The 20914-nt window shown below is 41.0% G+C and carries 16 protein-coding genes and 1 pseudogene; 4 read left to right on the forward strand and 13 right to left on the reverse strand.

What is annotated here, in order from left to right; genetic code table 11:
* Nucleotides 1–194: 194 nt before the first annotated feature.
* The 4 genes from GJB62_RS14410 to sufB all read right to left on the reverse strand — a co-directional run bounded on the left by GJB62_RS14410 (nucleotide 195) and on the right by sufB (nucleotide 5177).
* Nucleotides 195–1457 carry a cysteine desulfurase gene (locus GJB62_RS14410; protein ID WP_114086128.1) on the reverse strand — a complete coding sequence of 421 codons (1263 nt, stop codon included), beginning with the start codon at nucleotides 1455–1457 and terminating at the stop codon, nucleotides 195–197.
* A gap of 14 nt (nucleotides 1458–1471) precedes the next feature.
* Nucleotides 1472–2845 carry a Fe-S cluster assembly protein SufD gene (sufD, locus tag GJB62_RS14415; protein ID WP_114086127.1) on the reverse strand — a complete coding sequence of 458 codons (1374 nt, stop codon included), beginning with the start codon at nucleotides 2843–2845 and terminating at the stop codon, nucleotides 1472–1474.
* Nucleotides 2845–3636, reverse strand: coding sequence for a Fe-S cluster assembly ATPase SufC (gene sufC, locus GJB62_RS14420; protein ID WP_114086126.1), 792 nt, complete (start codon nucleotides 3634–3636; stop codon nucleotides 2845–2847). Before sufC ends, sufD begins: the two co-directional genes overlap by 1 nt.
* A gap of 101 nt (nucleotides 3637–3737) precedes the next feature.
* Nucleotides 3738–5177: a Fe-S cluster assembly protein SufB gene (gene sufB / locus GJB62_RS14425; RefSeq protein WP_114086125.1), complete on the reverse strand. Its 1440-nt coding sequence runs from the start codon at nucleotides 5175–5177 to the stop codon at nucleotides 3738–3740.
* A gap of 241 nt (nucleotides 5178–5418) precedes the next feature.
* Here sufB and sufR point away from each other — a divergent pair, with 241 nt between their 5' ends.
* Nucleotides 5419–6102, forward strand: coding sequence for an iron-sulfur cluster biosynthesis transcriptional regulator SufR (sufR, locus tag GJB62_RS14430; RefSeq protein WP_179073558.1), 684 nt, complete (start codon nucleotides 5419–5421; stop codon nucleotides 6100–6102).
* Nucleotides 6103–6187: 85 nt separating this feature from the next.
* Nucleotides 6188–6448 (forward strand): hypothetical protein, encoded by a 261-nt coding sequence (locus GJB62_RS14435; RefSeq protein WP_114086123.1) that lies wholly within the window; start codon nucleotides 6188–6190, stop codon nucleotides 6446–6448.
* 162 nt (nucleotides 6449–6610) lie between these two features.
* On the opposite strand, the gene GJB62_RS14440 is transcribed toward GJB62_RS14435, so the two are convergent.
* The 3 genes from GJB62_RS14440 to GJB62_RS14450 form a co-directional block, all read right to left on the reverse strand.
* Entirely contained in the window at nucleotides 6611–6940 is a 330-nt protein-coding gene (locus GJB62_RS14440) for a KGG domain-containing protein (protein WP_114086122.1), read from the reverse strand.
* Between the two features lie 360 nt (nucleotides 6941–7300).
* Nucleotides 7301–7933, reverse strand: coding sequence for a hypothetical protein (locus GJB62_RS14445; protein WP_114086121.1), 633 nt, complete (start codon nucleotides 7931–7933; stop codon nucleotides 7301–7303).
* Between the two features lie 346 nt (nucleotides 7934–8279).
* On the reverse strand, nucleotides 8280–8606 hold the full coding sequence (locus GJB62_RS14450) for a YbjQ family protein (RefSeq protein WP_094327544.1): 327 nt from the start codon (nucleotides 8604–8606) through the stop codon (nucleotides 8280–8282).
* 629 nt (nucleotides 8607–9235) lie between these two features.
* Between GJB62_RS14450 and GJB62_RS14455 the strand changes: the two genes are divergently transcribed.
* Complete coding sequence (locus tag GJB62_RS14455) at nucleotides 9236–9916, forward strand: tetratricopeptide repeat protein (RefSeq protein ID WP_114086120.1); 681 nt, start codon at nucleotides 9236–9238, stop codon at nucleotides 9914–9916.
* Nucleotides 9917–9927: 11 nt separating this feature from the next.
* Here the strand turns inward: GJB62_RS14455 and GJB62_RS14460 are convergent.
* The 5 genes and pseudogenes from GJB62_RS14460 to GJB62_RS14480 form a co-directional block, all read right to left on the reverse strand.
* Nucleotides 9928–10476: pseudogene (locus GJB62_RS14460) on the reverse strand (ABC transporter ATP-binding protein); the annotation flags it as partial.
* 304 nt (nucleotides 10477–10780) lie between these two features.
* Nucleotides 10781–11032, reverse strand: coding sequence for a hypothetical protein (locus tag GJB62_RS14465; protein ID WP_114086119.1), 252 nt, complete (start codon nucleotides 11030–11032; stop codon nucleotides 10781–10783).
* 2 nt (nucleotides 11033–11034) lie between these two features.
* Nucleotides 11035–11889 carry a hypothetical protein gene (locus GJB62_RS14470; protein ID WP_114086118.1) on the reverse strand — a complete coding sequence of 285 codons (855 nt, stop codon included), beginning with the start codon at nucleotides 11887–11889 and terminating at the stop codon, nucleotides 11035–11037.
* A 165-nt stretch (nucleotides 11890–12054) separates the two neighbouring features.
* Nucleotides 12055–12831, reverse strand: a complete 777-nt coding sequence (locus GJB62_RS14475) for an RNA polymerase sigma factor SigF (protein WP_114086117.1) — start codon at nucleotides 12829–12831, stop codon at nucleotides 12055–12057.
* Between the two features lie 817 nt (nucleotides 12832–13648).
* Nucleotides 13649–14482, reverse strand: a complete 834-nt coding sequence (locus GJB62_RS14480) for a photosystem II manganese-stabilizing polypeptide (protein WP_012411115.1) — start codon at nucleotides 14480–14482, stop codon at nucleotides 13649–13651.
* An 831-nt stretch (nucleotides 14483–15313) separates the two neighbouring features.
* Here GJB62_RS14480 and GJB62_RS14485 point away from each other — a divergent pair.
* The gene (locus tag GJB62_RS14485; RefSeq protein ID WP_114086116.1) at nucleotides 15314–15664 is read left to right on the forward strand and encodes a hypothetical protein; all 351 of its coding nucleotides are present in this window, start codon (nucleotides 15314–15316) and stop codon (nucleotides 15662–15664) included.
* Nucleotides 15665–15764: 100 nt separating this feature from the next.
* On the opposite strand, the gene GJB62_RS14490 is transcribed toward GJB62_RS14485, so the two are convergent.
* A complete protein-coding gene (locus tag GJB62_RS14490; RefSeq protein ID WP_114086115.1) occupies nucleotides 15765–20813 on the reverse strand; it encodes a hypothetical protein in 5049 nt (1682 codons plus the stop codon).
* Nucleotides 20814–20914: the final 101 nt, after the last annotated feature.

The raw sequence follows: 20914 nt of genomic DNA on the forward strand, positions 1-20914 counted from the left end.
GATAAAATCCCGATAATTTTACCTGTGTCATTAATATAATATTCGCTCAAGTCAATTTCAACCATTTGACCAAGAAAAGAAGTTTCAAAAACTTTAGTTTATTCTATAAATAATCCAGATAATTAAATTGTGCCAACTATTAGCAAGATATGTTGCTGATATTTGGCACAATTAGTATCTGAATATTTTGTACTTTAAGCAAGGAAACCTGCAAAAAAGTCGAGAGTTTCTTTCAGTGATTTGATGAAAATATCAATTTCCTCGCGGGTGTTGTAGAAAGATAGACTTGCTCGTGCGGTTGCAGCAAGACCTAAGTAACGGTGTAATGGTTGAGTGCAGTGGTGTCCAGAACGGATGGCAACGCCTTCTTGATCTAATAATGTAGATAAATCGTTAGCGTGAACTTCTCCGGCTGTAAACGACGCAAGAGCTGCTCTCCCTTCCCCTTTAGCATTTGGTTTGGGGCCGTAAATTCTAATTTGGGGAATTTGCTCTAATTGTTGGAACAAATAAGCTGTTAATTCTGCTTCGTAGGCGTGGATTTTATCCATACCGATACTGCTAAGATAATCTATCGCAGCACCAAGTGCGATCGCTTCTCCAATTGCAGGAGTACCAGCTTCAAATTTATGCGGTAATTCTGCATAAGTAGAATGGTCTAAATACACCTCTGCAATCATCTCACCACCACCAAAAAATGGTGGCATTGATTCTAACAATGCCAACTTGCCATACAGAAACCCTATCCCAGTTGGCGCACACATTTTATGACCGGAAGCTACCAACCAATCACAATCTATCTGTTGCACATCCACAGGGTAGTGAGGAACACTTTGGCAAGCATCAACTAAGAATTTAGCACCATATTTGTGAGCGATCGCACCAATTTCTTCCACTGGATTAATGCAACCCAAAGTATTAGAAATATGTACCACTGACACCAACTTTGTTTTGTCGGAAATCAGCTTTTTATACTGTGACAAATCAAAAGTCTCTTCAGGTGTCAGTTCCACGAATTTCAGTACTGCACCCGTTTTTTGTGCTACCAATTGCCAAGGTACAATATTACTGTGGTGTTCCATCACCGACAGAATAATTTCATCCCCAGGCTGCAAATTATTCATTCCCCAACTGTAAGCTACTAGGTTAATCGCCTCACTTGCGTTGCGGGTGTAAACGATTTCCTGACGTGATGCGGCATTGATGAATTTGGCAATTTTATCTCTAGCACCTTCATAAGCATCAGTAGCTTTAGCACTCAGGGAATGGGCACCTCGATGCACGTTAGCATTATAGTGTTCGTAATAATCCCGCAAGGTATTTAATACGAATAAAGGCTTTTGCGATGTCGCCGCATTATCGAGATAAACCAAGGGTTTCCCGTTGACTTCCTGATGCAATATCGGGAAGTCAGCGCGAACTTTATCAGCAAGGGTTTTGGTAGAGGTGAAAGTCATTGGTAGATTAGTTATTACTCATTAGTCAGGGACTTGAGATTATTCACTGTGTTTAAAAGGATTTCTCGCAGAGAAGGAACTGATATTTTGTTGATAACTTCAGCAGCGAAGGCGTTAATTAACAACTTCCGAGCATCGTTTTCATCAATTCCCCGACTTTGCAGATAGAATATTTCGTCATCTTCTAATTGGCTAACAGTAGCACCATGAGCGCATTTTACGTTATCCGCCGTAATTTCCAATTGGGGTTTGGTATCAACTCTGGCTTTAGACGATAGCAGCAAATTGCGATTCAACTGGGATGCATTTGTTAACTGCGCTAGTTTGGGTACAAAAACTTTACCATTGAACACCGCATGAGCGCGATCGCCTACAATACATTTATGCAATTGGTCACTTGTACCGTGGGGATAGTTGAGTGCGATCGCACTGTGAGTATCAGACAACTGCTTACCAGAAATTATCGTCAAACCATTGAGAGTAGTCTGTGTCTGCTCACCAGTTTGCAAAATCTCCAAATTGTGCCGTGACAACTTCGCCCCTAAAGTTATGGCATGACAAGTATATCGACTATCACGAGCTTGTGCGATCGCAGTTTTCCCAATATGAAAAGCCTCTGCACCTTCCCACTCAACCCTAGTGTGACTCACCTCAGCATTGTCACCCACCCAAATTTCCGTAACCGCATTAGTTAAATAAACTCCGTTCTCCGCGCTCTCTGCGCCTCTGCGGTTCGTATACTCCTCAACCAACGTCACCTGCGAACCACTTTCCGCCACCACCAAACAACGCGGCTGCGAAATCATCGCCGTCTCACCCACAACCGAAATAAACACAAGATGAATTGGCGTTTCAACTACCACATTCTTCTTCACCCACACCACAGCTGCATCAGTTATCCCAGCCGTATTGAGAGCGGTAAAAACCTCTTGCGCTCCCTCAGCTTGAGCTAAATACTGCTGTACATCCTCCTGCTCAACAGCAGACAAACCAGCCAAATTACTCACTACAATTCCAGATGGTAAATCTGAAACTGCGGATAACTCCGGCGCATAAACGCCATTAACAAATACCAAACGACTATTAGCCGCCTCTGGCAAAATATCAAATTCTAGAGACGCATAATTTACCGTCTCTATATTAAATTGCACCTTTCGTAGAGACGACAAATCAGTAAATCGCCATTCTTCCTCGCGGGTGGTGGGAATAGTCGAGTGACGTACCCAATTAGCAGCGCTTTGGCGTAATTCCTGTAACCACCCCTCTGTTTTAGTTGCTGTTAATTGATTTAACAACCCAGTTAGATAATCATCTCTATCTAACAAAGTCGATGTCAAACTAACTGCATTTGAATTAGGTATTGGACTAGGAGATATTTGAATACTCATTACACACCCACCTCAGCAGCTGCAAATTCTTCTAGCACCCAGTCATAACCGCGAGACTCTAATTCTAGTGCCAGTTCCTTACCGCCACTAGTAATAATTCGCCCCTGTGCCATCACATGCACAAAATCAGGCACAATATAATCGAGTAACCGTTGGTAGTGGGTAATCAAAATTGTAGAATTTTCTGGACTTGCCAGTTGATTTACGCCATTGGCTACAATTCTCAGTGCGTCAATATCCAAACCTGAATCTGTCTCATCCAAAATTCCTAACTTTGGTTCTAGCAGCGCCATTTGCAGAATTTCATTCCGCTTCTTCTCGCCACCAGAAAACCCTTCATTCAAACTCCGACTGAGAAAACTGGGATTCATCTTCACCACATCCAGCTTTTCCTCAATCAAATCGTCAAAATCAAAAGCGTCTATTTCTTCTAAACCTTGCGCCTTACGGCGAGAATTATACGCCACCCGCAAGAAATCCAAATTGCTCACACCCGGAATTTCTAACGGATACTGAAACGCCAAAAATACACCACTTCTGGCTCGTTCCTCCGGTTCCAATTCCAGCAGATTTTGCCCCTGAAAAATCACCTCACCACCAGTCACCTCATACGCCGGATGTCCAGCCAACACCTTAGAAAAAGTACTCTTACCAGAACCATTCGGCCCCATGATCGCATGAATTTCACCCGATCGCACCTCCAGATTCACACCTTTCAAAATCGGTGTCCCATCAACATTAGCCGTCAGATTCCGTACCGACAGCACAACTTCACTATTTTCAATAATCATCTTCTCTCCCTTCTCTGCGCTCTCTGCGCCTCTGCGGTTCGTTACTCTTCCAAAAGATAAACACAGAACACCGATGTCCCTGTGTTTATCCTTGTTTCCATTTATCCAACACTGCCTTCCAACTTCAAACTCAACAACTTATCAGCTTCCACAGCAAACTCCATCGGTAGCTGATTAAAAACATCCTTACAGAAGCCGCTAATCATCATCGAAATAGCATCTTCCGAAGAAATACCTCGTTGAGCAAAGTAAAATAACTGATCTTCCCCAATCTTAGAAGTAGAAGCTTCATGCTCCACCTTCGCACCGTTATTTTGCACCTGAATATAAGGGAAAGTGTTGGCATGGGCATTATCCCCAATCAGCATTGAGTCGCACTGAGAATAATTTCTCGCCCCTTTAGCCGTCGGGTTAACTTTCACCAAACCCCGGTAACTATTACTAGAATTACCTGCGGAGATTCCTTTAGAAATAATTGTACTGCGGGTATTCTTACCAACGTGAACCATCTTACTGCCGGTATCGGCTTGCTGCTGATGATTTGTCAGCGCCACCGAGTAAAACTCACCCACAGAGTTATCACCCACTAATACACAGCTAGGATATTTCCAAGTAATTGCTGAACCTGTTTCTACTTGAGTCCAGGAAATCTTGGAATTTACGCCCTGACACAAACCGCGCTTGGTGACAAAGTTGTAAATACCGCCTTTACCGTTGGCATCGCCAGCGTACCAATTTTGCACGGTGGAGTATTTAATTTCCGCATTGTCGAGGGCGACAAGTTCCACAACGGCGGCGTGCAATTGGTTGCTATCATACATCGGTGCGGTGCAACCTTCGAGGTAAGAAACATAACTACCTTCTTCGGCGACAATCAAAGTCCGCTCAAATTGTCCCGTATCACCAGAGTTGATGCGGAAGTAGGTAGACAGTTCCATTGGGCATTTCACGCCTTTAGGAATGTATACAAAAGAACCATCGCTAAATACGGCGGCATTCAAGGCGGCAAAATAATTGTCAGCTATAGGAACAACACTACCCAGATATTTTTTTATCAGTTCTGGGTGTTCTTGCAACGCTTCCGAAAACGAGCAGAAAATAACACCATCTTCCGCTAGCTTTTCTTTAAATGTAGTAGCGACAGAGACGCTATCGAAAATCGCATCGACAGCAACGTTTGCCAGTCGCTTCTGTTCAGATAGGGAAATGCCTAATTTCTCAAAGGTTTCTAAAAGGGTTGGATCAACTTCGTCCAAGCTGTTCAGCTTTTTTTTCTTCTGTTTTGGCGCTGAATAGTAAATGATATCCTGATAATTTATTGGCGGATACTTGACATTGGGCCAAGTTGGTTCCGTCATTTTTTGCCACTGGCGATAAGCTCTGAGGCGAAAGTCCAGCATGAACTGCGGCTCGTTCTTCTTAGAGGAGATCAAGCGGATAACGTCCTCGTCTAGTCCACGCGGAATAGTGTCGGCTTCAATATCTGTAACAAAGCCGTACTTGTAGGGTTGGTTGACTAAGGTTTTGACAGTGGCACTCATCAGTAATAATCTCTCGTGTTCGGAACTCTTTTAGGATGGGAGACGGATTGCGGCTAACCGATTCCCATCTCCCGTTACGGAATGGTTACACGGCTGCTAGAATAGTGGTGGAGAGTAAAACAACAGCTTTGTTGTTTAATGTATCTTCATTTTACGCTAAATTAACAACAACAATGTTGTCAAAGTCAAATTTTCAAAAAATTTTTTGGGACGTTCGCTGAATGTCTCGCACCACATGAAGATGGCGACTACCCACCAGTCCTCAACCAAGCAAGATATCCTTGAGTATCTGCACAAACACGAAAAAGCAACGGCTTTGGAGCTAGCTGAAGTTTTAGACGTTACCCCTCAAGCGATTCGTCGCCATCTCAAAGATTTGGAGACGGAGGAGCTAGTTTTGTATTCGACATCAGTGCAGGCGGCGGGGATGGGGCGACCGCAGCATCTTTATGAATTGAGTCGTCAAGGACGCGATCGCTTGCATCGAACAATGAGCGATCGCTTTGGTGATGCAAGCGGAAATTTTGCGGTTTCGTTGCTAGACACCTTAGCCGAAACGGTAGGACACGACCAATTTAAATCGATTTTAGAGAAACAGTGGCAGCGTAAAGCTAAAGAATACCGCGATCGCGTCGGTAGCGGTTCACTGCGAGAACGTGTAGCCAACTTAGTAGAGTTGAGAAAAGCGGAAGGCTTCATGGCTGAGTATCACGCTGTTGATGTAAATGACTCCTTTGAGTGCGATCGCTTTATCTTAATGGAGCATAACTGTGCAATTTCTAACGTTGCCGAATCTTTTCCGAGTATCTGTGGTCACGAACTAGAAATGTTTGCAGCCGTATTGCCAGATTGTACCGTAGAGCGCACCCACTGGATTATTGATGGCGAACATCGTTGTGGCTATTTAGTACAAGTTCGTCATTAATCATTAGTTATTTGTCATTTGTCCTTTTTTAATAACTAATGCCCTATGCCCAATACCTAACTAACTTTGAGATAGCATTTCATTTATGGATGTACCACCACAGCAACCATCAGCACAATTTTTAACTCTGGAAGAGTCAGCCAAAGTAGACGCAGCGTTGTTATCTTCTCCAGAAAAGTTTTTAACAAGATTGACAATTTCATCACTTAAGCTGTTGAAACATATCGCCCAAGAATATGGTGTTGTTATTGAAGATTTGACAGCACAGCAAATAATAGCCTGGTTTGAAAAAGATGGTAAAATCCGCCGTGAAGAGGGCATTGAAAGTTCATATCTTAAATGGTGATCTGTAGTCGTATTTGCATTTCATTGGCTTTGAAAAAAAATATCCCGTTTCTAAAAAACATTATTGTTGCTTAGAAGCGGGATATTAACAGATAGGATATGTTGGAAATTGTCCTAAACCCCAATACTAAAGTGAGAATCTTTTAAATGCTAGGCGATGAGTCTATTTATTTTTGTGACTTTGCCGCCCAGCCTCAGCATGTTGTTCTGGTGTGCCTCCTTGAGTACCTTTTTCTTCACTATCAGCATCATCACTATCTTGATTACGACTGCCACTGTGAGATTTCTTGCCACCCTCACGACCGATTTCAGCCATGTGTTCTCTATCCTGACTCACAGCTTCACCACCTTTGTGCCCAGCCTCACGAGCTTCTTCAGATGTAAACTCATGGGCAGTACCCTTCTCATGGGCAGCTTGTCCGCCCTTACTTGCTATTTCCCGTTGCTTGTCATCATCCATTGAAGCAAAACCACGTTTGCTTGTGTCTGCCATGATATTACTCCTTGTAATTAACTAAAAATCTTGCTTTTTTAGCAATTCAAAACCCTATATAGGTTTTGTATTAATACATTGACTTTTTTAATTTAGCTACTCAAATATTATAGATTCATGCTCCTTTAGTAAGAAACATCCTATACTGGTATTCAACTTCGGATATACAACTAAAGTTGCTATTTACTTATAAAGTTAGTATGTAAAAAATAGTGAAATAATGAATTCCTTTTTGAGAAAAAACATCTGCTTAAAACAGAATCAATTGAATGCTACAAATGGCAGTCTTAAATAATAAACAAAAAGCACCTTAAAAAAGTGCTTTTAAAGTTGATAACATTTTGTTTATCGAACAACTATTTAAGGATTGTAACTGTTAGCCCTAGGACTACGAGCTCCAGTTACGGCTCCAATCATTGAGGCTATTAAACCCAACAAAGAACCAAACACAAACCACCATAGTCCCGAACGCAAATTAGCAGCCGCATCACGAGCTTGTTGGGCACTTATATTTGCTCGTGGTACATTAACACCACCTTGCTGTTGTACCTGGTTTATAACTTCCCCAGCGTTAGAAGCAGCAACACCAAAAGCCCCAGATACTCCACTTGCTAGCAACCATGAGCTAACTGCCAAAGTCGTTGCCCAAAGAATTGCACCATTAAGAAGAGCGGTATTACGGTTCATTGGTCCACAAGCACGGGCTGTAACCCAACCACCAGTAAATAAGGATATTAGCAAAGCGATAGTTGACCAAAGTCCCGCATTACCCGCAGCGTTAGGAGCAATCGATCTGGGCGCACCTGAACCTTCAACTGTGCCTGCTGCAACCGCACCAATTATAGCGCTTAAAATTAGTTGAGTAGCTAAAGATACAAGTAAACCCGAAATAATCGGTCCCCAGCGAACAAGGTCGTGATACTCAGCTACTCGCCCTGCTACCACAGGGTCAGTAGAAATAACTTCATTACCTGTCCGATTTACGTATGACATAGCTTATGTTCTCCAGTACTGTTTCCGCAAACTTTATCTGAGGTATATTCATCTTTATACTTAAAATTAAATAGCTAAATCATATAATTTTATATCTATCAATAGAAATAGTTATTTAATCTATCTTTAGTAAGAAAATTCCAATTTATTTAACAATATTTAATCCAATAATTAAGTATTTATTTTTTAATAATTTTCTAGATATGTTTCAGGAAAATACTTAAATTAAAATACACTTATTTTCTGACATAATAAAACAATCTATCTGACTGGAGCTTTAACTTAGTAAAAAAGCTTGTACTACTTATTAAATTTCTAACAAAATAATTTAGATAGCCAATAAAAACTAACGCATTCTTACAGCAGTGCCTGTGGCAGTAATCAGCAAAAGAACTCCTGATTGGTCAAGATTGATTGTGCCAGTATCAATTTCAATCCCGATTACAGCATTTGCTCCTAAACGTTGTGCCCGTTGTTCTAATTCTTCTAATGCCTTGCGTTGACCCTGCTCAAATAGACGCTCATAGCTAGCAGTACGTCCACCTATAATATCGCGAATACCAGCCAAAAAATCCCGTAAGAAATTGCTGCCGTAGACTACTTCGGCTGTCACAATGCCTAAATATGACTCAATTACGGCTCCTTGAATTACATCAGTAGTAGTTATAATCATAAATTAACCTCCTAAATAATATACATATTGATTATTCAAATGCGTGAAAATTGTAACTTTGATTACAAAATATAGATTGAATAAACATCCTCTCGCACAACTTGAGATTGTGCTTTCAGCTTTAGTATTGTCCTCACCAAAAACTAGGACTTAAAGGAACATTTGACTGATTAAATTTATCTTACCGTGTAATGACCATAAAAGGATGTTAATGCCGGGATGATGACTTCTAAAAAGGTAGTATAAAAGACTAAAAATTATATATATAGTCAGCAAATTATTAAATTAAATAATAAACATCAATGAATACCAAACCCTGTAAGCTTGACCTATCAAGATATAGGATTAAGTTAAATGCCTATTGATATTTTTTAGTAAATGCGTATAAATACCGAATAAAAAAGGTGTCGTTTTGCTGTTGTACTGTTTTATATAGGATAACTTTATTTGATCCTTGATAGCTTATACTCATCCTTCAGCCAAAACTCTCTTATGGAGTGCTGAATGTAAAGGAACAGTGAATGAACTATTAACATCTAAATTCATACGAATAAATACAGTTTTCAAAAATCCATATTTTTGTTTTAATGTACAAGAAAAAAGTCCTCTAAAATTTCAGGAAATTTACTGTGTACAAGCCAACATCATTCGTGTTTAGTGTGGTGTTACTAGGATGTTTTGCCTTCACCATACCTTCAGTAGCTCAAGCTCAGGTATTAGTGGCGCAAGCCAAAAATCCACAATTAAAGCAACTACTAGAAGAAGGACGGAGGTTAGTAGATAGTGGCGATTATGGTGGTGCGATCGCAGTTTATCAGCAAGCAGCTAGTCTAGATCCCAAAAATGCTAAAATCCATTCAGGTATTGGCTACCTATACGCTCAACAGGGAAATTACCAGGCAGCACTAACTTCTTATCGTCGTGCGATCGCCATCAACCCTAACAACAGTGATTTTTATTACGCTGTGGGTTACATCAAAGCCAATTTGGGAGACACCGCTGGGGCAAAAGAAGGCTACCGTCGGGCCATACAGCTAAACCGTAATAACGTTAACGCCTATTTAGGATTAGCTGTGACCCAATCTCGTATGGGAGACTATAATGCTGCTACTTGGGCATATCAACAAGCAATAGATTTGGATAAAAACAACGCCCAGACTTATGAGTTGATGGGTTCGATGTATAAACAGCGACGACAAACCAAACAAGCCAACAGCTTGCTTCAAAAAGCCCGCGACTTGTACAAGCGACGCAATGACTTGCAAGGAGTGGACAGAGTAGAAGCTATGCTGCGGCAGTTAGGAGGATGAGGTTAATCTAACTAGCGTCCCGTTAATTCCACAAAAATATCTTCCAGATTAGAGGGACGCACCACCATTCCGATTTTATCGGGCTATTCGTTTAAGTAGACATTTACTGCTTTCAAAGATGGGAAAAACAAATATTCTCAACTACGGACGCTATCATTTTCCACTTCAGACACACCCAATTGCTTCATCACAAACCTTTTCCGTTAACAGAACAGAGCTGTTGTAAAGTTTCCAAACAAATCAGCCTATCGCCATCCATAATACCGATGCGTCCTGGCTTGGTAAAGCAAAAAGCATCGCACAAAAATTCAACCTCATCCATACAACGGGTCGTCAGTAGCATCGTCTCCTTGTTTATTTAAATACCGAATAATTTCCTAGAGACTTCGCCTGGTTTGGGGGTCTAGTTCTATCGTTGGTTCATCCAAAAACAGAATTTGCGGTTGATGCAATAAGGCTCTCGCAATCTGCAACTGTCGTTTCATACCCCCAGACAGGATTTTTACCAAATCATTACATTTTTCTGCTAGCTCAACATCCTTCAGCCATTACCTCAGTACTAATACAGATTTTCTCTGAGGTTGCTCCCAAACAAGGGGCAAAATTCCCAATTTTCACCAAGCTTGGTTTTGTGCAGTTTAATAAATAATTGGTATTAAGTCGTCATACACCATAGTCCTACTCGGTCATTTATGAACTAATACAGTTCAGATAAGACCAAAACACTTGTAGAGACGGCGATTTATCGCATCTCAAAAACCCACTATTTTGTACAAGTAGCGCTTTGAACCGTATTGATTTATGAACAACAAAATTCCCGACTTCTCTAAGAAATCGGGAATCTGAGGCTTGAATTTTCACAAATCAAATAGGATTTATATAGCGATTTTGATAGTAAGCCAAAATTTGCTTAAATTGTTGCCGACTTTCTGAAGTAGAATTTGCTGTCCACGAAATGGACAAACCACCAATTTGACTTTGATTGTAATCAAACTGTTGGGATGATTGGGGAATTAAATCCACTTCTACCCCTTCAACTTGACGTAAATGAGCTGCTATCTCTCTATAGACAGCTAAAGGACAACCAGCGAATTCAATTTTTTCCTTAGTCTCCATCTCTATGAAGCTCCAACATTAAGAGGATTTGAGGAGGGCGTTGCCACTGAAATAGGATTGCCACTAGCAGATGTAGCTGATGGTGTTGAGTTAACAGGCCCTTCTCCTACCATTTTGGCAACTTCGATACCAAATTGTTCGAGAATTACAATCGGGTTAGAGCCTCCATTCATTTCAATCCGTTTAATCAGTACGCCATTTGCTAATCGCTGTCCCGCTTGCACATAGCGACTCGTCGGCTCATCTGGTACTTTGATAATTGCCTGCGGTTCCTTACTAATTAGAACTACACCAGTCACAATAACTGCCCTTGCTAACTCAGGTTGTGCTGCTGGTGGCAATACAGATACTAAAGTCGGGTTGGGGACAACTTGAGGCAAAACCTTAGGTAAGACTGAAGTCAAAGTAGAATTAACTTTTTTTGGTACAGAAGCAATATTTTTCTTCTGATTTAAAGCTATGCGAGGTGTTGAAAGTTTTCGTCCTGCTAGCGATGCAGTCGGTAGCTTAGGCAAGATAGGAACAGGTTTTCCAGTCCCAGATGTTTTAGGTATTCCCGAAACCGTCTGTCCAAAAATTTGGGCAAACGGGTCAGTCCGATCTTTTGATACTAGAATTAACGGTGCCCGCTCTGTAGGATTAGTGGATTGAATCAAGTTAACAGATGCAGGAGTAACTTGTGAAACCTGTTTGGCAGGTATCACTGGATTCTTAAAGGATTGAGCCGTTGGTGGGGACTTTGCTACTATTTTAGGAATCGGCGCAGGATTGACAGCTTGTTGTGTATCTTCAGAAGCACATCCAGCGATCGCTAAGATTAAAATAGCTGCAATTGTAATTTTTGAATTTCTGCCCATGAGCTGTTCTCAAAAGCCATTGGAAAATTGAAAAATGGAAATATACATGCCTAAAATTTGTATCAAAGGCAAAGTATGTTACCTTTATAACCTAATTTTTTACATTTCAAGGGTTATTTTTAACACTAACAGCCCAGCATAACTGCGGATTTAGTTTATTTGCAGTTAATCGTCTGCTACACCCATCAGCTGTTTCATCAAATCCAGACCTTTCTTGACTCTACGGGAAACTGTCACGACACTTATCCCGAGATGTTCTGCAACTTGTTTTTGTGTCAAATCTTGTAAAAATACGCATTCCAAGACATCACGGGTGCGTTGTTCGAGTTGAACCAATGCTTGTTGCAAACGAAGTTGGTCTTCTTGTGCCAATTGAAAGCTGCGATAGTGAGGATCAGGAACCAATTCTCCCAAACAAGTAGAACCTTCTTCTCCATCTTGGATTGGCACATCAAGACTCAAGGGAGCGCGATTTATCCACGCTAACTTAATTTCTTGCCATTCGTTTGGAGAAATTTCTAGCGCTGTTGCTAATTCGGTATCTGTTGGTTGGCGATTATGCTTTTCACGCCAAGAACGTGACACTCCTATTGCTTGCTGTTGGAGTGCTAACCACTTCCGAGGAATTCGCACGGTGACACCTTTATCTCGGAGATAGTGTTGAATTTCACCTCGAATATAAGGAAGAGCATAGGAACTAAAGGCATGTCCCTTGGAAAGTTCAAATTTTTCAATCGCTCTGATTAAACCCAAACATCCAACCTGGAGCAAATCATCGTAGGTTTCATGACATTGATTCGTCCAGTAGTGAGCTTCTTTTCTCACAAGTCCAAAATTGAGTTTTACCAGTTGATTGCGAACATTTTCTGACCGAGATTGCTGATATTCTCGCAACAACTGCCAAATTTCATGTTTTAGTTCATTGGTGACTGTGGTAGGCATAGCACCGTGCTTATTGAGTAAATTAACAATCAATTACTCACTTTTAAATTCAGTTGCGATTGTGCGATATTAAACAGAATATCGCGCTATATGTAATAGCAATTACTATGGGATTAACAACTTTTTTTAGGCAAAATCCCAATAGAATTACTTGACAACCGCGCAAAATTTAAATGGGTGAAGTTGATATTTAGTTTGTTATTTATCTTTGGGATAATTTGTAGCTATTTTTAGAACTACATAGAAATAAAATATAAAATTAATCACTAAATCTCAAACCGAGATTGTACGTAACTTTAATTAATTAATGGTGAAGCTAATTTCCAAAAACAAAACAACAATAGTCAAAATTTTATTAGATAGTAAAAGTTTGATTTACAGTAAAATTACCTGTCCATTCAACCGAAATTCAGCTAACAATTAAAAATAACTAATAATATTTGAAAAATAGTATGTATATTTACGCAAGCAAATACAACAAAATGCGAGATTGATCTTTTTTGTACTGGGAAGATATTGCGCGGCAAAATATCACTAACCCAAGCATATTAGGCTTTCAGCTTTCTCCCTCTTTGTCAGAAATCTATGTACCACCCTCAAAAAAGGCAGGGCTGTTTCATTCTTTCAAAGCCTCTTGAAAAACTGGGGACAAGGGAAGGAGAAATTCTTCTCTTGTCTCTTTTAGTCTCTGTAAGGCTTTTATAGGAATGAAACAGCCCTGAAAATGTGGGCAAAGAAGTTAACTTTTGCGATCAAACCTGATGTTTACAGAATTGTAGTTCTGAATGCCAGGTCAGTTATCTAAACTCTAGAGAATTTAGCTACGAGTCGATTCAACCCGTGCAAAAAATAGACCGCGAATCTTGACTTCTTTCGGTTCGCCAGCACCTAAGTCTGTATCAGATGGCTGTTCGCTCTCGAAAGTACCAGCAATTTCACCACTAGAACTATCAACTTTAGCGATTTGCAGAGAAATCTTTCCGTTAAGATTTTCAGCACGCTTGACGTTAGTGCGGGTAAGTTCTTCATCATCCGCTTGAGCGGGGAGAGCTACGGCATTATCGTAGCCACTGACGACACCACGACCTTTGGGATCTAGGAAGGCAGCACCACGATAGGAAGGAACTTTGAAAGTGCCTTCAAAGTCCGTAGAGGTGTTAATACTGCTCAAACTGGGTTGGGTTTGAGCAACCAAGTTTTTGATGGTGAAGAGGAAAGGTACTCGCTCACCGCCAGGAAGTTGTACGGTGATGGCTTGGAAGTCAAGACCATCAGTTTCCTCAAAGGTCAAGCTATTATCTGAGTTGATTTTTAGGTTGCCTTGCACCTGGTCAATAGTGGAAGTGTATCTAGTCAACAATTTGCCAGCAACAAATTCTGCTTCTTGGCGTTTATTAGCAGGTTCTTCTTTGATGAAAAAGCTAGTTGGTTCTAAGCAAAGTTCTTTGATGGCATAAGACTGGCTAGAATCAATGGGAATGGAGCCACGGCTTGTTTCTGCTAGTTGGGGGCATTTGTTCGCCAAGCCAGTGCCACGAATTTGGTCGTAAGTAAGTACATCTCTACTACTAGTAGCAGGAGCATCACTACAAGCAGTTATTAGTCCCAGGCACAAAGCCAAAAATGCAACAATTAAAGCGCGATACCTCATGGTCAACCTCAATCTCAAAAATTAATATCTAAGTTGTAAAACTGCATCGAAGCTTTGATTTCTGACGAAAAGCCATCTTCGAACTGACACTGGGTTGCTCTGATTACCAGAATTGAAACAAATGTCAGGGCGTATAGGCTGGAAGTCGCCAGTCAAACTTTTCTCTGCTAAACGTAGTTAAACGTGTCGTTCTCTTGAGCTTGGGGAGTAAACCCCAGAATAAGTAGCACACTGTATCCTTATTTGGATGTGTGTAACTAGGGGGCAAAAAACCAGCAGTTTTACTGTTGGTGGCATTTGTTAGAGTTGGGCGGGGGGATGAGTAAGCGCTACACAGAGCAGCATAAGTGCTTGCCTCAAAGAGTGCGAAGAGAGTTGTCTGCTTTGCACTTTGCTTTTGCCAATTGCAAAAGCAGCGTCGCCCAAGTCTTTTTGTATCATGTATGTGACGCTACTACATACAGCCCATTGTTTGATGGGTAAATTAGCCAGATCATACGATTTTTTTTAACTCAAAATCAAAGTACTCTTAATTAACAAAGTCTCGTTCCGATCGCATCTAGCTGATGTGGAGGCTATGCTAAAGGTTACTACGCTCTTTTAGGAGCGATCGCAATTGCTTTTAATAAAGATACAAATCTAGTTATATTCAACTCTTACTTAGGTAAGTGCAGGGAAGAGCAAAGGCGGTGAGTCTAGCAAAAAACCATCTAAAAGCCTACAGTAGCTTTATTTTCTGGGCTCAATCTCTAGAGTAACTACTGGCAAACTAGGGAAAATTAAAAATCTCCGGTAAATTTGAGTTGGCCTCATTTATACGGAAAAGTTGGCATGAACCATAACAAAAATCTGGAATCAGGGGAGTTATCCTGTAAACTGCAAGCGATCGCAACTGTGGTGTATGATGCCGTGCAGGGTTGTGAAGGTGAGACTGTAGCTCTTTTGGCTTTGCTTAGGCAATTGGAACAGTTACACAGAGAGATCCGAGATGGGGTTTTTCAAGAGAGTTTGCCTGTTAACCGTCGGCAACTTTACTCACTCCTGAAAGATATTGAGTCTGAGGGAGGCTGGCCTTATATCGAGCGCATGAGACTACAAGCTTTTCTAGCGAATTTGCCACAAGAGGCTTCCCCAGAAAATAGTCGTGAAGTTTTAGAGAGCGATCGCTCCTTTGCTGATTAACTCGAAAATTATTTTCTACGTCTGAATTAACAACCCCGATCGCCTCATCAACCGCTAAACCAAGAGCGGTTGCTCATTGAGGCTTCAACTTAATTCATAATTAAAAAGAGTTTTTAGTGGGTATGCCATTACAAAGAAAGCGATCGCGCTCCTCAAGATTACGGTTGTGCTTGAGGTAATCACCCACCCAGTCGCAACCACGAACAAGCAGATCGTCGAGGTTTAAATTCCACAGAATTATCGTGTTGTCATCACTAGCTGATGCTAGTGTTTGACCATCTGGGCTAAAACTGACACTTAACACTGGGGCACGATGCCCATTCAAACTTTTAATTAATTTGCCTTCATGACTCCAAAGTTTTACTGTACTATCCCAACTGGCGGCGGCAAGCAATTCACCATTGGGACTGAAAGTTACAGCGTTGACGCTATCGCTATACCCCTTTAATAAGGTTTTTAACAACGTACCATCCCGTCGCCAAAGTTTTACTGTGTTATCCCAACTGGCAGAAGCCAGCAACTCATCAGTGGGACTAAAGCTGACACCTAACACCCAACTGTCATGGGGCGAAAAAGTTTTGAGCAATTTGCCTTCACGGTTCCACAGTTTTACAGTTTGGTCATCACTGGCAGAGGCTAAAATCTGACTATCAGGGCTGAAATTTACGCTATTTACCCAACCCTGATGCCCCATTAAGGTTTTGAGTAACTTACCTTGACGGTTCCAAAGCTTCACGGTTTTATCTTTGCTAGCTGATGCCAAAAACTGACCATCGGGGCTGAAATTCACGCTCATCACACTATCGCTATGTCCGTGAAGAGTCATGATTAAAGTACCGTCAAGCCGCCAAAGTTTTACGGTTTTGTCATAACTTCCTGAAGCCAGCATTTTACCCTTGGGGTCAAAACTGACACTAGGAACTTTACTTGTGTGCCCCATTAAAGTTTTGTAAAGTCGAGTTTTGAACTCGCCATTACTAGTGTATTTCTTCCAGAGTTTTACAGTGCGATCGCTGCTACCAGAAGCCAGCATCTGACCGTTGGGACTCCAAGTAACGCTCAAAACTCGATCTTGATGCCCTTGAAGAGTAGACGGTGTTGGGGCATTTAAACTCCATAGTTTCACGCTTTTGTCGAAACTTCCTGAAGCCAGCAATTTGTTATTCGGACTGAAAGCGATAGTAACAACAGCATCACTGTGTCCTTTGAAGGTTTTGAGTAAAGTACCAGTTATACTCCAGAGGTTTATGGTATTGTCTTCACCTGCGGAAGCTAACTTTTTACTATCGGAACTAAAGCTCAAACTCCATACTGTACTGCTATGCTGCCGTAAATTTTTGTAAAGACGAAAGTCAAAACTGTTTTTAGTGTCGTTATTTTCGCGCCGCCAAAGTTTTACTGTCTTGTCTCGACCTGCTGAAGCTAAAAATTTACCGTCGGGGCTGAAAACAGCTACAGTCACACCCTGCTGATGTCCCTGCAAAGTTGTAACCAGGCTACCATCCCGTCGCCAGATTTTCACTGTCTTGTCATCGCTGGACGAAGCGATTAATTGACCATCGGGACTAAAGTTTACCCAGTTAACCCACCCTCGATGTCCTCTCAGGGTTTTTACTAATGTACCGTCTTTGCGCCAGAGTTTTATGGTTGTATCCTTACTGGCAGTAGCTAACAACTCGCCATCAGGACTGAAATTAACGCTATAAACCCAATCTTTATGTCCTTTCAGGGTTTTATATGGCTTGGGATCAAATTCACCTGTAACCGGGTTTTTACTCCAGATTTGTACTGTTTTGTCGAGGCTGGCGGACGCTAGAGTTTGACCATCTGGGCTGAAGCTTACACAGGTAACAGCATCAGTGTGACCTTTGAGGGTTTGGAGTAAACTACCATCAGGATGCCAAATTTTCACAGTCTGATCTCGGCTACCTGATGCTAAAGTTTGACCATCTGGGCTGAAAGTTACTCCCCAGACAATATCAGTGTGCCCTTCTAAGCGGTTGACTTCTGTCACCCCATAAACCGCCTGTTGCAGGGCTGTTACCACCCGCATTCGGGTATCTGGTTGCACTCCATCTGCCTGTTTCAGTTCTCTCCAAGCCCGCAAACTTTCTAATAAAGCATCAAACTCTTTATTAGACGCAAATAGAGCTTCGCTAGCAGCTGTGATTCCACTAATCCTCAAGTTGGTTTCACTGCGTTCAGCTCGTAGAGTCTGGTGAATTGCTGCTGTTTTTTGCAAGTTGGCTTGCCACCATAATGTTGCTATTGTTCCCCCCATGATTGCCAGCACTACACCTACAAACCGTGCTTCTCGCAGTCGCTGTTGCAACACCAAATTGAGTTGCTTTTGACTCAGTTGTTGGGCTACTTCTGCTCTAATTTTTTCGAGTTTGATTTTTTCAAACTCGGCGAGCATACCATAGTTGTTTTTTTGGCGAATTGGTTCAACTAAATAATCATGAACTAGCTGGTAGCGATCGCCTAATTCTTCTCTGACTCGCAACACCAAACCTGAACCCACCAATATTTCTAAAATCAGTTCCCCAATTGTGTTAAAGCTTGATATTGTTTCTATATCATGGTTATTAATTAATGCAGCCGCTAAATCAGCTTTAGTTTTTAAAGGTCGCGTCCCTTTTTCATCAGTAAACTCGAATAATAATTTCCAACTTAACTCTTCATTCTCTGGGCCGCAGTCTTTGATCACTTCCCCTAGCCAGCGTTCAACCAATTTTGCCGAGCCGCCGCAAAGCTTGTATTGTCCAAGGGTAGTAATATTTTCTATTTGTAGTTGAGCGCCAACTATTTGTAATTCAATTGGATGTACTTCATCTAGTTCTCCTGTCAAATCCTGAACTAATCGGTTAATTAATTCATCACTCAGTTCATAATGAGAACGTTGAGTCAGACTGTGAATTATAGCGTTAGCATCCTGACTAGAGAATTTTCCTAGATAGTAGCGAATGTCCTTATCAAGAATATTTTTATTAATTACACCTAAATCATATAGTCCAATACTATTTTTTTGGCTCAAGCGTTCAAATTCTAATAAATGATGCAAGTAATCTTCTCTTAACGAAAGAATAATTTTTACAAATGAAATATTTAAACACTCGCTAAAGAATTGATAAAATTCTATTCTTTGCGTAGGAGGATTACTAATAAAAAACAATTCTTCAAACTGGTCTAATATGATAATTATTGTATAGTTGCGCTCGGTTGCTAAACGAATTTTTTCTAACAGTATATTGAATGTAGAGTTAGGATTAACTGATATTCCTGTGTATGCCAGTGCTTGGTTGAGACTGCTTATTAAGACTGTGAGCCAATCAGTATAAACAGACAAAACAATAGGTATAGGAATGCGCTCTCCGATAACTTTTCCTGTCAGAGCTGGGACTAAACCAGCTTTAAGAATTGAACTTTTACCTACGCCTGATGGCCCATAAATTACTGTAAGTTTATAGTCAGCACGACTAATTCTTTCAATCAAACGATTGACATCTTGCTGTCGTCCTGAAGCTGATATTTCTTGGGCAACTCCTTCAGGAATAAACGGTATTTTTTGAGGTTCCAATGCTGGGTTAATTCTAGATCGTTGCGGCTGTAACTGACTTGCGCCAATGAAGGCGCGAAACCCATACTGATGTTCTATCTGAATTTTTTCTTGCTTGAGTTTAAAGGCTTCTGTATAGTTATGACGCTCAAAAAAGTAAAGCGATCGCAGTTCCTCTAAAATCTCTAAATATAGTGATGGCTGATGTTGTAGCTCACAAACTACCCTCGCCCATTCCAGGTTATTTATCGCTTCTTCTGATTCACCTAGATGTCGCTGTGTACGTGCAAGCAACAGAAGATACCAACTTTCTTGTCGTCGTGTTCGCAAAGCATCTCGCAGAGAAACTTCTGTTGCTTCTTCGGAAATAGAAAGTGCTGCATTCGCAAATTCATGAGCTAGTACCCAATTCGACTCTGAAATTGCTACATTTGCCAAAAAACCATAATTTTGAGCAATTTGTGCAGGAGTTCCATAGGTTTTATTTAGAAGTAATGACTTTTGAGCTAATTTTTTTAAGTCGTCCCAAGCTTGTAAACGTTGCAGCATTTCACAAGCAGGCAAAATAAATTTAGCAACTAAGTCTTCTCTTTGTACCTCCTCCAATACGTCCAGGCATTGTTTAAACCACAAGAGAGCATGTTCACAATACCTACTATTACTATTATTGTGTAGGTCTGCCATGCGGTGATAACACAGCCCTAAGTGGAATAGTACTATTGCTTGCTTGAGTAAAGACGAAGGAGTAGGGTGAGGACATGAGAGAGGTAAAGAAGAATTACTCTCCAACTCAGCTACTCTCTTCGTTTCCTGCTGCCATAATGCTAGACTTCTTTGATAATTGCCTAAAGCACCATTAATTTGATCGTTGGCATATTTATCTCGTCCTAACACAAATTCTAAACTAGCTTCTAATCCTGGTGTTAATTGAACACCATATAGACGCAGCAAATCATTACGGGCTGATTCTATTTCGTGGCGGTGTTGAGACTTAGGATCTAAATCTAGGGAGGCATTAGATAAAAATGTTTCAGCACCTGCTTCTAAAACTTTGGCAAATAGAGATTCTGCTTCTTGATGAATCAAAGCAATTAAATCTGCTTTTGCCATTTCAAATTTAATCGTAGTTGCAGCCCAACTTTTAAAATCAGGTGCTAATCTGGACAACAATGATGCAACTTCATCTTGTAGCCACAACACTACTGGAAACGGAAAAGTTGCGGCATATATATCTCGCGCTTGGTTAATGCCTGTAAGTAAGTTTTCTAGGTCGATTGCTGACTCAATACCAAAAACCATAACAGCAGCTGGCAAAGAGTCTGTGAGGACAGCAGGATTATCTAAGGATAGCTCTGTGACTATTGTGTTGTGTAAGGAAGTTGTTGACAAATTGAGGACGATTTCTCTGATATAAGTATCTTTGGTGATGGAGCGAATATTTTCTAACATTTGCTCACGTAATTGCCCATAGTTACACCGAACTAAAATTAGGGCAAATTGACCTTCAGAAAGTGCGATCGCTCTAATCAGTCTTTGCAATGTATGCTGATTTTCTTTTGTGGAGACGTGTAGCTGCTTGTCAGTAGTCATTTGTTATTGGGCATTGGGCATTGGGCATTGGGCATTGGGCATTGGGCATTGGGCATTAGTTATTAGTCCAATGGCCAAGGACAAAGGACTAATGACTATTA

Source organism: Nostoc sp. ATCC 53789 (assembly GCF_009873495.1).
GTDB lineage: Bacteria > Cyanobacteriota > Cyanobacteriia > Cyanobacteriales > Nostocaceae > Nostoc > Nostoc muscorum_A.